Origin of the sequence: Streptomyces sp. NPDC007084 (assembly GCF_040703595.1) — a bacterium.
Taxonomy (GTDB): Bacteria; Actinomycetota; Actinomycetes; order Streptomycetales; family Streptomycetaceae; genus Streptomyces.
On the sequence record NZ_JBEYFY010000024.1, the window covers coordinates 72,430 to 84,811 of the forward strand.

Genomic DNA, 12,382 nt, shown 5'->3' on the forward strand with positions numbered 1-12,382 from the left:
CGACGGATCGGCCCGACAGGAGTTCTACGCGCGTAGGGGCTACAGTGCGAAAATGACGAGCCAGATCCGGAACACCCCCAGCTCGGAACAGATCCGCCGGGCGCCCAAGGTCCTGCTGCACGATCACCTCGACGGGGGACTGCGCCCCGGCACGATCGTCGAACTCGCCCGGGATTCGGGCTACCAGAACCTCCCCGAGACCGACGCCGACAAGCTCGGCCTCTGGTTCCGGGAGGCCGCCGACTCCGGTTCGCTGGAACGGTATCTGGAGACCTTCGCGCACACCTGCGCCGTCATGCAGAGCCGCGAGGCGCTGGTGCGGGTCGCCCGCGAGTGCGCCGAGGACCTCGCCGAGGACGGCGTCGTCTACGCCGAGGTGCGGTACGCGCCCGAGCAGCACCTGGAGGGCGGGCTCAGCCTCGAAGAGGTCGTCGAGGCGGTCAACGAGGGCTTCCGGCAAGGGGAGCGGCTGGCCCGGGAGAACGGCCACCGCATCCGGGTCGGCGCGCTGCTCACCGCGATGCGGCACGCGGCCCGCGCCCTGGAGATCGCCGAACTCGCCAACCGCTACCGCGACTTGGGTGTGGTCGGCTTCGACATCGCGGGCGCCGAGGCCGGGTTCCCGCCCACCCGGCACCTGGACGCCTTCGAGTACCTCAAGCGCGAGAACAACCACTTCACGATCCACGCCGGTGAGGCGTTCGGACTGCCGTCCATCTGGCAGGCCCTCCAGTGGTGCGGCGCCGACCGGCTCGGCCACGGGGTCCGCATCATCGACGACATCCAGGTCCGCGAGGACGGCACGGTGGAACTCGGCCGCCTCGCCTCCTACGTCCGGGACAAGCGCATCCCGCTGGAGCTGTGCCCCAGCTCCAACCTCCAGACCGGCGCCGCCGACTCCTACGCCGACCACCCGATCGGGCTGCTGCGACAACTGCATTTCCGGGCCACGGTGAACACGGACAACCGGCTCATGTCCGGGACGAGTATGAGCAGGGAATTCGAGCACCTTGTCGAAGCGTTCGGTTATTCACTCGACGACATGCAGTGGTTCTCGGTCAATGCTATGAAGTCAGCATTCATTCCTTTCGATGAACGGCTCGCCATGATCAATGACGTCATCAAGCCGGGATATGCGGAACTCAAGTCCGAATGGCTGTTCCAGCAGACCGCTTCGACCAGCGGTTCTGTGGGCGACGGGGCCTGATCGGAGCAGCGGGAAAGCGGCCGGGTCTTCACTTCTTCTCCATGACTCGGCCGCTTTTCGATGTTTGCGGACGGCGGGCCCGCGTGTTTACGGTTCTGGACCGCTCACATCCCCGTATTCAAGGACGCATTCACGATGAAGCAGTCTGCTGCCAAGACCCTCGGCGTCGCCGCTCTCGGTGCCGCTTTCGCCGCCGCCGGCGCGGGCGCCGCGAACGCCGCCCCGGCCGTGCCGGACGCCTCCTCCGCGCTGGACACCGTCACCCGGACGCTGCCCGCCGAGAACGTCGCCAAGGCGCTGCCCGGGGCCGGTCAGGCGCTCGCCCAGGGTCAGGGCGCGCTCGGCACGGGCGTGGCCGCCGCGCAGCCCGCCGCCGCGCGACTGCTCGCCGACGGACCCGCCGCCCCCGTGGCCGGACTGCTCGGCGGTCTGCCGCTCAAGGGCCTGCCCACGCACGGTCTGCCGGTGAACGGCATTCCGCTCGGCTGACCCCCGCGGTACACAGCGGCACACGGGCCCCCTTCCCCGCCCCCGGGGCCTTTTCGCCGCGTCGGCGCCGGTGGGGCGCACCCGTGTCGGGTGTGCCCCACCGGCGTTCGCCGTGCGCGGGCCGGATGCGGGATGCCGGGTGCCGGATGCCGGACGGGCCCGGGTCACCAGGCCGTGCGGGAGGCCTTGTCCTCGGAGGGGAAGAGGATCCACAGCGCTATGTAGAGCAGGAACTGCGGGCCGGGGAGCAGGCAGGACACCACGAAGATGACCCGCATCGTGGTCGCGGAGGTGCCGAAGCGCCGCGCCAGCGCAGCACAGACTCCGCCGATCATGCGGCCGTTCGTGGGGCGGGCGAGGGCGGTCATGGTGGCTCCTTCGCGAACCGTCGTGGAGCGCCGGGCCGGGCTCCGAGGTCATCGGCGCGTTCACCGATGTCTTCGACGGTACGCGGACGAACGGGTGCGAAGCGTCGCTCTACGGGGCGATGCCGACCCTGGGAATCGTCGGGGTCGGACCCTGAGCCGGGTCCTCCCGGAGAACGGCCGCGAGGTCCCGCGTCTCCGTCCGGCGGCGGAGCCGGGCGCGCACGGCGGGTACGACCGCGAGATGCGCGAGGACCACCCCGAGGGTGTTCAGCAGAATCGAGTCGATGTCCACGACCTGGCCCGGGACGCCGGTCTGGAGCAGCTCTATGCCCAGCGACAGCAGGGTGCCGGCCGCGGCCGACCGCAGCAGCGAGCCGAACGTGGAGACGCCGAGCCGGCCGCCGGCCAGCGGGAGCAGGACCCCCAGCGGGGCGAGCAGCGCGAGGCCCGCGGCGATCCGGCGGGCCGCCGTCCCGGCGCCGAGCGCGAGGTCGGCTCTGATGCCCGCGAAGGGCCGCAGGTTGGCGGCACTGACCCAGGGGACGTCCAGCGGGCGCAGGGTGATCCAGGCGACGAGGGCGAGGTGTACGACGAGGAGGACACATCCTGCCGCACGGGCGCGGGTGACGGCACTGTGGCCGTCCGAACCAAGACGCTGCACGCACCCCAAGACGCGGGGTCCGGCACGATCGGTTCCGGCGCCGGGGATTTCGCCCCGGCCCGCCTCACGAGCCCCCGGCCGCCGTCGACTCGGGGGACTCGGCGCCCGGGGAGGCCCGCACCTCGGGCGTGCAGGTGTACGTGCGCGGCGCGCCCGGCGCCGGACCGCCGAGGATCACGCTCCCGTCGTCCCGTGCCGCCGCCGAGTCGGAGAAGGTGCAGACGATCTGCGCGAGGGCCGTCGGGGTGAGGTCCGCGGGGGAGGTGCTCAGCCGCAGGGTCTCCTCGGGGTCCCGGCCGCGCGGCCCGCCGACCGTCATCCCGCCGCGTACGTCCGTCGAGTACCGCGCCTGCTGCTCCGGCGTCGACGGCGTCTCCGCCAGCTCGTCGAGCAGCGCCTGCGCCACCAGGACGCGCCGCGCGGACTCCGCCGTGCCGTCGGGTATGCGCACCGACCGGTCCACGGTGACCAGTTGGGCCGAGCAGACCAGGAAGACCTGGACGGGCACCCCGCCCGAGGTCTGGGTGGCGGTGTCCTGGGCGGACAGCGCGCAGGGCACCCGCGAGGGAGCGGGCCCGAAGTCGGTGGGCACCCGCGTGGCACGAATCCCACACCCCGCGAGCAACAACCCCAACAGGGGCAGCACCATCCACCGCCGCACCCGCCCCGGGCCCCGCCGAACCCGCCGGGCGGGACGAGGGGAGGTCCGGCCGTCGGCCCCGACGGAGGCGCCGTTGGTGCGGGGCGGGCCCGGGGTGTGAGGCGTGTCCGAGGCCTGCCGCGTACCCGGGGCATGGCGCGGGTCCCGCGTGTGATCCGGGCCCGGGGCCTGACGCGTTCCGGGCGTGGGACGCGTGCCCGGCGTGGGACGTGTACCCGGCGTGGGACGTGTACCCGGCGTCTGAGGCGTGCCCGGGGTCTGCCGCGTGCCCGGCGTGGGACGCGTACCCGAGGCATGGTGCGTACCCGGCGTCCGAGGCGTGCCCGAGGTCTGAGGCGTGCCCGGCGTCCGAGGCATGCTCGGCGTCCGAGGCGTGCTCGGCGTCCGAGGCGGGCCCGGGGTCTGGTTCGGGCCCGGGGTCGGGGCGTGGGTCATGCCGGGGTGCCTTCCGTGCCGTTGCCGAGCGCGGGGTCCTTGCGCTCGCCCGGACCCTCGTCGAGCAGCCGCGAGGCGTCGTGCGGCAGCCGCAGGGTGAACACCGCGCCGCCCTCGGGCGAGTTGGCCGCGGTGATCTCGCCGCCGTGGATGTGCGCGTTCTCCAGCGCGATGGACAGGCCGAGCCCGCTGCCCTCCGAACGCGGCCGGGACGCGCTGGCCTTGTAGAACCGGTCGAAGACATGCGGCAGGACATCCTCGGGAATGCCGGGTCCGTGGTCCCTGACCGCGATGACCAGCTCCTCGCCCTCCACCCGCACCGCCACCCGGACCGGCGAACCGCCGTGCTTGAGGGCGTTGCCGATCAGGTTGGCGAGGATCACGTCGAGGCGGCGCGGGTCGAGCCGGGCCAGGATGCCGCGCTCGGCGTCCAGTTCGACGGCGTCCAGCCAGGCCCGCGCGTCGATGCACGCGGTGATCTGGTCGGCGATGTCCACGTCGTCCAGGACGAGCCGGGCGGTGCCCGCGTCGAAACGGGTGACCTCCATGAGGTTCTCGACCAGGTCCCCGAGCCGCCGGGTCTCGCTGACGACCAGCCGGACGGCCGGCTCGATCATCGGGTCCACACTGCCGGTCTCCGCGTCCAGTTCCTCTTCGAGGATCTCCGTCACGGCGGTGATGGCCGTGAGCGGCGTCCGCAGTTCGTGGGACATGTCGGCGACGAACCGCCGGGACGCCTCGTCGCGGGCGCTCATGTCCGCCACGCGTTTCTCCAGCGCCTCCGCCGTGTGGTTGAACGTCCGTGACAGATCGGCGAGTTCGTCCGTGCCGGAGACCCGCAGCCGGGTGTCGAGCTTGCCCTCGCCGAGCCGGCGGGCCGCGATGCCCAGCCGGTGCACCGGCTTGAGGACGGTGGTCGCGGCGGCCTGCGCGAGCAGCGCGGACCCGATCAGCGCCAGCCCCGTCGCGATCCCCAGCGACCAGGCCAGCGAGTTGAGGTCCTTCGCCTCCGGCTCCAGCGACTTGAGCATGTAGCCGGTCGTGGTGCCGCCGATCACCCGCGCGCCGCCCACGAGATACGGCTTGTCGTGCTCGGTGATCCGCTGCCAGTACAGGTGGTAGGCGGACTTGTTGTTCGAGGAGAGCGACTGCTTCTTGTTCACCGCCTTGCGCAGCGACGCGGGCACGTCCTCCAGGGTGAAGGTGTCCAGCTCGGAGTTGCCGGTGATCCTCTTCCCGGTCCCGTCCTCGGCGACCAGCAGCACGCTGAACCGCTGACTGCTGTTCGCCATCTGCCCTGCCGTACGCCGGAGTTCGTCCTGCCCCGGGTGCACGGGCAGCACGCTCGCGTGGTTGCGCATCTCCTGCTGGAAGTCGCGCAGCACCGCGTCCTGGGTGCGCGTCAGCACCGCCTCGCGGTTCAGCCAGTACGCGATGCCCGACGCCGAGACCGCCGCGGTGAGCGCCACCAGCCCGAACACCACGACCAGCCGCAGCCGCAGACTCGTGAAACGCAGGCCGGACAGGAGTGCCTTGCGCGCCGCGGCCCAGCCGCGGAGCTTGTCGTGCGGTTTCGTCACTGAGGGTTGTCCAGCCGGTATCCGACGCCCCGCACGGTACGGATCAGGGTCGGCGAGGAGGGCACGTCCTCCACCTTGGCGCGCAGCCGCTGCACACAGGCGTCCACCAGCCGCGAGTCGCCCAGGTAGTCGTGCTCCCAAACCAGACGCAGCAACTGCTGGCGGGACAGGGCCTGTCCGGGCCTGCGGCTCAGCTCCAGCAGCAACCGCAGCTCGGTGGGCGTCAGTTGCAGGTCCTCGCCGTTCTTGGTGACCGTCATCGCCGCGCGGTCGATGACCAGCGAGCCGAACGACGCCGAGTCGTTCGCCTCCCGCTCGCCCCGGCGCAGCACGGCACGGATCCGGGCGTCGAGCACCCTGCCCTGCACCGGTTTGACCACGTAGTCGTCGGCGCCGGACTCCAGTCCGACCACCACGTCGATGTCGTCGCTGCGCGCGGTCAGCAGGATGATCGGCAGCTGGTCGGTACGCCGGATGCGCCGGCACACCTCGAAGCCGTCGATGCCGGGCAGCATCACATCCAGCACGATCAGGTCCGGCCGCTGCTCGCGCAACAGCTTCAGACCGTCCTCGCCGGTGGCAGCGGTGGCCACACGGTGTCCCTGGCGCGTCAAAGACAGCTCCAGGGCCGTACGGATGGCGTCGTCGTCCTCGATCAGCAACAGGGAAGGCACGAACGTCATTCTGGCCCATGTCATGGCCGGGTATCGACCGTTGGACCGCGCCCCCTCTGCGTAGTCGTACGGCTCCTGTCCGTAATCGACCGTGCCGCGCCGGTGCCGGACCCCTGTGACAGGTCTGTGACAGTCGGCGGACACGGCCATGAAGTGGCCCGGGCAAGCTTTTCGACACACGGCAGAACGCACCACGGAACCAACAGCACGACCAGCACGAACCGTATGACCAGCACGAACAGCACGAACAGCGCGAGAGCACGAAAAGCACGAACCGAAGCACCGGTACTCCACGACGGGGGGCGCGAGATGAACACACTGCACAGCACGAACACTGGCGCGGTTGTCACGCGGCTCCACGACGTCAGCCGGGCCACGGAGAAGTCCGGCGCTGTGATCGGGCGGGGGTGCGATCGCGGCGCCGGGCGTCAGCACACCGTGCACATGAAGGTGGTTGACGCTCGCACGGGGGAGAACACCACGGCAGCCGCCGTGGGCACGACCGGGGGGAAGGCTCACGGGGGAGCCGCGTACGGGGAGGCCACGGGGGAGCGTCGCCCGCTGTCGGAGGTGGAGTTCACCGCCTACGTCCAGGAGCGCCGCGCCTCCCTGTACGCAACCGCCTACCACCTGACCGGTGACCGCTACGAGGCCGAGGACCTGCTGCAGAGCGCGCTGTTCTCCACATACCGCGCCTGGGACCGGATCACCGACAAGGCCGCGGTCGGGGGCTACCTCCGCCGCACCATGACCAACCTGCACATCAGCGCGTGGCGCCGCCGCAAGCTGAACGAGTACCCGACCGAGGAACTGCCGGAGACGCCCGGCGACACGGACGCGATGCGCGGCACCGAACTGCGCGCCGTCCTGTGGCAGGCGCTGGCCCGGCTGCCCGAACTCCAGCGCACGATGCTGGTCCTCCGTTACTACGAGGGCCGCACCGACCCGGAGATCGCGGAGATCCTCGACATCAGTGTCGGCACGGTGAAGTCCAGCATCTGGCGCTCGCTGCGCCGGATGCGCGAGGACGAGGTCCTCAGCTTCGGCCGTGACGAGGAGGAGTCCTTCGGGGAGCTTGTCGCCTGAAGGTCTGGGGGGAGCGGTAACAGACCGGGGGGAGTCGGTTCCGGGGGGAGCCGGCGACGGTCTGGGGGGACCAACGGGGTCACGGGGGACCACGGGGGAAACGGAGAAGGTCCAGGCGGACGGGGGGTCCGCCTGGACCTCTTTTCGTTGTACGGGTGCGGTGCACGAGTTCGGTGCGCGGGCTCGTTGTGCGGGTTCGGTGCACGGGTTCGCTGTAGAGGTTCGGCGTACGGGTGTTTGTCGTACGGGCTTTCGTCGCCGGGTCCGCGAATGTGCCCGGCCTGCCAAGTCGCCCGGCCTGCCAACTCGCCCGGCCCGCGGATGCGTCCGGCGCCGTGCGGTCGTGGTCGTCTCGGTTACGCCGCCGTGCGGTGCGCGGGCGCCGGGTGGCCGGCCGCCGCGGCGGTCAGCCGGCCCAGCGCCTCGTCCTTGTCGCAGGGGTGGGCGCCCAGAGCCGCCTGGCGGGCCACGATGGACCGCTCGGTGCGCATCAGCCGCCAGCCGCGCCGCAGCAGGAACGGCACCGACTTGCGGCCCTCCCTGAGGTCCCGCACGAAGCGGCGCCGGAACGTGGTCACCGGGCCCCGCGACAGACACAGCGCGTCGGCCAGGACGCCCAGTTCGCGGCAGCGCCCGACGATCTCGGCGGCGAAGATCCCCTCCGCGATGAACACCGGGGTGCCCTCGATCCGCAGCGTCTCGGCGCCGGTGCGGGCGCTCAGCGAGAGGTCGTAGACGGGGATGTCCGTACGTCCCGTACGGCACAGTTCCTCGATGGCGGCGACCGCCGTGTCCGCGTCCCAGGACTGCGGGTGGTCCCAGTCGATGTCCTCGCTGCCCTCGACCTGGGGGAGCGTGGGGTCCGTGGCCTCTTTGTAGAAGTCGTCCAGGCGCAGCACGGGGAGGCCGGAGGCGGCGGCGAGCAGGGACTTCCCGGAGCCGGAGGGGCCGCAGAGCAGCACCACGCGGCTGGGTATCGGGGGGTGGGAGCCCAATTCTCTGCACCTTCTGTGACGGGTCCGGCGGCGCGCGCGGCGGCGCGGCTCCCGGACATTATCCCCGTTGCCGGAGCGGGGGCCGACGACCGCCCGGGGCGGTGGACCGACTGGCGCTGATATGCCTGTTGACCCGCAGGGGCGAATCCGGCGCCAGGACCGCCCGCGACGCGAGCCGGTCAACTACTCTGCGTGTCACTTCCGTTGCTCTCGGCCGGCGGACTCCCGGCGGAGAACACTTCCGGCGGGGACTCCCCGGCAGAGAACTCCCGCCTTCCGCTAGTCACAGAGGAAACCCCTGATGGCGCGACACGCAGCCCAGTCGACCTCCCTGGCCCGTACGACCGCGCGGATCGCCGCCGCGGTCGGTGTGGTCGCCGCCGGTGCCGCCGCGGCCTCCCCGGCCGTCGCGGACTCGGCCCCCGTCGTGGACGTCCTGCGCACCCGGCCCACCTCGCTCGGCACCATCGACCCGCAGTCCGGCCTCCAGGCGCTGACCGGAACCGTGGGCTATGTCACCGGCCCGATCGAGGGACTCAAGCCCAACCCGCTGGCCGGCACGGGCGTCGACCCGCTCGACAACGGCGTGGGCACCCAGCTCGCCGACTTCAAGCCGCTGTCCTCCAAGACCCTGACGGGCCCGCTGGCCCAGGCGCCCTCGGTCGGCAGCATCCCGGTGCTCGGCCAGGTCACCGGCCTGCTGCACTGACCTCTGCCGACCTCTGCGGGCGTACGGCAGAGAGCCGCGCTCCCCCTGGACGGAGGGGGAGCGCGGCTCCGTACGAGGGGCCCGTGGGGCCCGATGGGCGCGTGGGGCCCGAGGGGTGCGAGGGCTCAGTACGAGGAACCCGAGGCGCCCAGCGCGCCGGTCGGGTGCCAGACCGTCTTGGTCTCCAGGAAGGCCGTCAGGCGCTCGGTGCCGGGGGTGCGCGCGTAATCCACAGCCTGTGGACGGACGACCCGCTTCAGGTTGTCCGCGGCGGCGATCTCCAGCTCCTTGGCCAGCTCCTCGTCCGCCCCGGTCAGGTCGATCGCGTTGACGTCCTGGTGCGCGGCCAGCGGCGCCGCGATCTCCGCGGTCCGGCCGGACAGGATGTTCACCACACCGCCCGGCACGTCGGAGGTGGCCAGCACCTCGCCCAGCGACAGCGCCGGGAGCGGTGACTTCTCGCTCGCGATCACGATCACCGTGTTGCCGGTCGCGATCACCGGGGCGATCACCGAGACCAGACCGAGGAACGACGACTCCTGCGGGGCCAGCACCGTCACGACACCGGTCGGCTCCGGGGTCGACAGGTTGAAGTACGGGCCCGCCACCGGGTTGGCGCCGCCCACCACCTGGGCGATCTTGTCCGTCCACCCCGCGTACCAGACCCACCGGTCGATCGCCGCGTCGACGACCGCCGCCGCCTTCGCCTTGGACAGGCCCTCCGCCTCGGCCACCTCACGGGCGAACTGCTCCCGGCGGCCCTCCAGCATCTCCGCGACGCGGTACAGGACCTGGCCGCGGTTGTACGCGGTGGCGCCCGACCAGCCGCCGAACGCCTTGCGCGCGGCGACGACGGCGTCCCGGGCGTCCTTGCGCGAGGACCGCGGAGCGTTCGCCAGCCATGTGCCCTTGGAGTCGGTCACCTCGTACACCCGGCCGCTCTCGGAACGCGGGAACTTGCCGCCCACGTACAGCTTGTAGGTCTTGAACACGCTCAGCCGGCGCTGCTCGGACTTGTCCACTGCCTTCTCCGCCGCACTCATTTGTCGCTCGCCTCCTGGCTCGACGGGGCGAGGTACGCCTCCAGACCGTGCCGGCCGCCCTCGCGGCCGTAGCCCGACTCCTTGTATCCGCCGAACGGCGAGGTGGGGTCGAACTTGTTGAACGTGTTGGACCAGATCACACCCGCGCGCAGCTTGCCCGCCACCGCGAGGATCCGGGAGCCCTTCTCGGTCCAGATGCCCGCCGACAGGCCGTACTGAGTGTTGTTGGCCTTGGCGACCGCCTCGTCCGGGGTGCGGAACGTGAGGACGGACAGCACCGGGCCGAAGATCTCGTCGCGCGCGACGGTGTGCGCCTGCGTGACGTTCGTGAACAGCGTCGGCGCGAACCAGTAGCCGGACGAGGGGAGTTCACAGGCCGGCGACCAGCGTTCGGCGCCCTCGGCCTCGCCCTGCTCGACCAGCGAGGTGATCCGCGCGAGCTGCTCGGCCGAGTTGATCGCGCCGATGTCGGTGTTCTTGTCCAGCGGGTCGCCGAGGCGCAGCGTCGCCAGCCGGCGCTTCAGCGAGTCGAGCAGCTCGTCGTGGATCGACTCCTGCACCAGCAGCCGCGAGCCCGCGCAGCAGACCTGGCCCTGGTTGAAGAAGATGCCGGTGACGATGCCCTCGACGGCCTGGTCGATCGGGGCGTCGTCGAAGACGATGTTCGCGCCCTTGCCGCCCAGTTCGAGCGTGACCTTCTTGTCCGTGCCCGCGACCTGCCGGGCGATCGCCTTGCCGACGGCGGTGGAACCGGTGAACGCCACCTTGTCCACGTCCGGGTGCGCGACGAGGGCCGCGCCCGCGTCCCCGTACCCGGGAAGGATGTTGACGACGCCCCTGGGCAGGCCCGCCTGGCGGCAGATGTCCGCGAAGAACAGCGCCGACAGCGGTGTGGTCTCGGCGGGCTTCAGCACCACCGTGTTGCCGGCCGCGAGCGCCGGGGCGATCTTCCACGCCAGCATCAGCAGCGGGAAGTTCCACGGGATGACCTGGCCGGCGACGCCCAGCGGACGCGGGTTCGCGCCCAGACCGGCGTGGTCGAGCTTGTCGGCCCAGCCCGCGTAGTAGAAGAAGTGCGCGGCGACCAGCGGGAGGTCCGCGTCGCGGGTCTCCTTGATCGGCTTGCCGTTGTCCAGCGTCTCCAGCACGGCCAGCTCGCGGCTGCGCTCCTGGATGATCCGCGCGATGCGGAACAGGTACTTGGCGCGCTCCGAGCCCGGCAGCGCGGACCACTTCGCGAACGCCTTGCGGGCCGCCCGCACCGCGCGGTCCACGTCCGCCTCGCCCGCCTGGGCGATCTCGGAGAGGACCTCCTCGGACGCGGGGGAGACGGTCTTGAAGACCTTGCCGTCGGCGGACTCGGTGAACTCGCCGTCGATGAACAGGCCGTAGGAGGGAGCGATGTCGACGACCGAGCGGGACTCGGGGGCGGGGGCGTACTCGAAAGCGGATGCGGATGCGGATGCCATGGGGATCAGTCCACCGTCACGTAGTCGGGGCCGGAGTAGCGGCCGGTGGCCAGCTTCTGACGCTGCATCAGCAGGTCGTTCAGGAGGGAGGACGCGCCGAAGCGGAACCAGTGGTTGTCCAGCCAGTCCGCGCCCGCCGTCTCGTTCACCAGGACGAGGAACTTGACCGCGTCCTTGGTGGTACGGATGCCGCCGGCCGGCTTCACGCCGACCTGCACCCCGGTCTGGGCGCGGAAGTCGCGGACGGCCTCCAGCATGAGCAGCGTGTTCGCGGGCGTCGCGTTCACCGCGACCTTGCCGGTGGACGTCTTGATGAAGTCGGCCCCGGCCAGCATGCCGAGCCAGCTCGCCCGCCGGATGTTGTCGTACGTCGACAGCTCGCCGGTCTCGAAGATGACCTTCAGCCGGGCGGCGCCCGAGGCCTCCTTCACGGCGACGATCTCCTCGTACACCTTCAGGTAGTTGCCCGCGAGGAACGCCCCGCGGTCGATGACCATGTCGATCTCGTCGGCGCCCGCGTCGACCGCGTCGCGCACGTCGGCCAGCTTCACGCCGAGCGCGGCACGGCCCGCCGGGAACGCGGTGGCGACGGAGGCGACCTTCACACCGGAACCGGCGACGGCCTCCTTCGCGACGGCCACCATGTCGGGGTAGACGCAGACGGCGGCCGTGGTGGGCGCGGTGCGGTCGGTCGGGTCCGGGAGCACCGCCTTGGCGCCGAGCGCCCGGACCTTGCCCGGGGTGTCCGCGCCTTCCAGCGTCGTCAGGTCGACCATCGAGATGGCGAGGTCGATCGCGTACGCCTTCGCGGTGGTCTTGATGGAACGGGTGCCGAGCGAGGCGGCACGCGCCTCCAGCCCGACCGCGTCCACGCCGGGCAGTCCGTGAAGGAAGCGGCGCAGCGTGCTGTCGGACGCGGTCACGTCGGCGAGGGCAGCGGGTGCATGGGTGGGCATGGTCACCAGACGAGCATATCTACGCGCGTAGCGGCTGTACAGCCCCCGG

13 protein-coding genes are annotated in these 12,382 nt (G+C 71.5%); 4 read left to right on the top strand and 9 right to left on the bottom strand.

All coding sequences use genetic code 11. From position 1 onward, the window contains the following. Positions 1-52: 52 nt before the first annotated feature. A complete protein-coding gene (locus AB0912_RS20765; RefSeq protein ID WP_366701746.1) occupies positions 53-1,207 on the top strand; it encodes an adenosine deaminase in 1,155 nt (384 codons plus the stop codon). 135 nt (positions 1,208-1,342) lie between these two features. After that, on the top strand, positions 1,343-1,696 hold the full coding sequence (locus tag AB0912_RS20770; protein WP_366701748.1) for an ATP-binding protein: 354 nt from the start codon (positions 1,343-1,345) through the stop codon (positions 1,694-1,696). Between the two features lie 164 nt (positions 1,697-1,860). On the opposite strand, the gene AB0912_RS20775 is transcribed toward AB0912_RS20770, so the two are convergent. The 5 genes from AB0912_RS20775 to afsQ1 all read right to left on the bottom strand — a co-directional run bounded on the left by AB0912_RS20775 (position 1,861) and on the right by afsQ1 (position 6,075). Continuing rightward, on the bottom strand, positions 1,861-2,064 hold the full coding sequence (locus tag AB0912_RS20775) for a PspC domain-containing protein (protein ID WP_081219053.1): 204 nt from the start codon (positions 2,062-2,064) through the stop codon (positions 1,861-1,863). 109 nt (positions 2,065-2,173) lie between these two features. After that, positions 2,174-2,725, bottom strand: a complete 552-nt coding sequence (locus tag AB0912_RS20780) for a VanZ family protein (protein ID WP_366701750.1) — start codon at positions 2,723-2,725, stop codon at positions 2,174-2,176. A 64-nt stretch (positions 2,726-2,789) separates the two neighbouring features. Then, entirely contained in the window at positions 2,790-3,374 is a 585-nt protein-coding gene (locus tag AB0912_RS20785; protein WP_366701754.1) for a hypothetical protein, read from the bottom strand. A 443-nt stretch (positions 3,375-3,817) separates the two neighbouring features. Beyond that, on the bottom strand, positions 3,818-5,401 hold the full coding sequence (locus AB0912_RS20790; RefSeq protein WP_366701756.1) for a HAMP domain-containing sensor histidine kinase: 1,584 nt from the start codon (positions 5,399-5,401) through the stop codon (positions 3,818-3,820). Next, a complete protein-coding gene (afsQ1, locus tag AB0912_RS20795) occupies positions 5,398-6,075 on the bottom strand; it encodes a two-component system response regulator AfsQ1 (RefSeq protein WP_037625670.1) in 678 nt (225 codons plus the stop codon). The genes AB0912_RS20790 and afsQ1 overlap by 4 nt, the downstream gene beginning before the upstream one ends. A gap of 309 nt (positions 6,076-6,384) precedes the next feature. Between afsQ1 and AB0912_RS20800 the strand changes: the two genes are divergently transcribed. After that, positions 6,385-7,161 (top strand): SigE family RNA polymerase sigma factor, encoded by a 777-nt coding sequence (locus AB0912_RS20800; RefSeq protein ID WP_366701758.1) that lies wholly within the window; start codon positions 6,385-6,387, stop codon positions 7,159-7,161. Positions 7,162-7,517: 356 nt separating this feature from the next. Here the strand turns inward: AB0912_RS20800 and AB0912_RS20805 are convergent, their stop codons facing one another. Then, on the bottom strand, positions 7,518-8,156 hold the full coding sequence (locus tag AB0912_RS20805) for a uridine kinase (protein WP_366701760.1): 639 nt from the start codon (positions 8,154-8,156) through the stop codon (positions 7,518-7,520). A 301-nt stretch (positions 8,157-8,457) separates the two neighbouring features. Here AB0912_RS20805 and AB0912_RS20810 point away from each other — a divergent pair, with 301 nt between their 5' ends. Next, positions 8,458-8,865, top strand: coding sequence for a hypothetical protein (locus AB0912_RS20810; RefSeq protein WP_366701762.1), 408 nt, complete (start codon positions 8,458-8,460; stop codon positions 8,863-8,865). Between the two features lie 125 nt (positions 8,866-8,990). Here the strand turns inward: AB0912_RS20810 and AB0912_RS20815 are convergent, their stop codons facing one another. Genes AB0912_RS20815 through deoC form a run of 3 tightly spaced genes read right to left on the bottom strand, consistent with a single transcriptional unit; the run spans position 8,991 to position 12,333 of the window. Next, positions 8,991-9,908, bottom strand: a complete 918-nt coding sequence (locus AB0912_RS20815) for an aldehyde dehydrogenase family protein (protein WP_366701764.1) — start codon at positions 9,906-9,908, stop codon at positions 8,991-8,993. Beyond that, positions 9,905-11,377: an aldehyde dehydrogenase family protein gene (locus tag AB0912_RS20820; RefSeq protein ID WP_366701766.1), complete on the bottom strand. Its 1,473-nt coding sequence runs from the start codon at positions 11,375-11,377 to the stop codon at positions 9,905-9,907. Before AB0912_RS20820 ends, AB0912_RS20815 begins: the two co-directional genes overlap by 4 nt. Positions 11,378-11,382: 5 nt before the next feature. Then, a complete protein-coding gene (deoC, locus tag AB0912_RS20825) occupies positions 11,383-12,333 on the bottom strand; it encodes a deoxyribose-phosphate aldolase (RefSeq protein WP_366701827.1) in 951 nt (316 codons plus the stop codon). Positions 12,334-12,382 lie beyond the last annotated feature (49 nt).

Bases quoted from the DNA above. Each gene is read 5' to 3' on its own strand.
- AB0912_RS20765 (WP_366701746.1), top strand. From the start codon at position 53: ATGACGAGCCAGATCCGGAACACCCCCAGCTCGGAACAGATCCGCCGG.
- AB0912_RS20770 (WP_366701748.1), top strand. From the start codon at position 1,343: ATGAAGCAGTCTGCTGCCAAGACCCTCGGCGTCGCCGCTCTCGGTGCC.
- AB0912_RS20775 (WP_081219053.1), bottom strand. From the start codon at position 2,064: ATGACCGCCCTCGCCCGCCCCACGAACGGCCGCATGATCGGCGGAGTC.
- AB0912_RS20785 (WP_366701754.1), bottom strand. From the start codon at position 3,374: ATGGTGCTGCCCCTGTTGGGGTTGTTGCTCGCGGGGTGTGGGATTCGT.
- AB0912_RS20800 (WP_366701758.1), top strand. From the start codon at position 6,385: ATGAACACACTGCACAGCACGAACACTGGCGCGGTTGTCACGCGGCTC.
- AB0912_RS20810 (WP_366701762.1), top strand. From the start codon at position 8,458: ATGGCGCGACACGCAGCCCAGTCGACCTCCCTGGCCCGTACGACCGCG.
- AB0912_RS20815 (WP_366701764.1), bottom strand. From the start codon at position 9,908: ATGAGTGCGGCGGAGAAGGCAGTGGACAAGTCCGAGCAGCGCCGGCTG.
- AB0912_RS20820 (WP_366701766.1), bottom strand. From the start codon at position 11,377: ATGGCATCCGCATCCGCATCCGCTTTCGAGTACGCCCCCGCCCCCGAG.
- deoC (WP_366701827.1), bottom strand. From the start codon at position 12,333: ATGCCCACCCATGCACCCGCTGCCCTCGCCGACGTGACCGCGTCCGAC.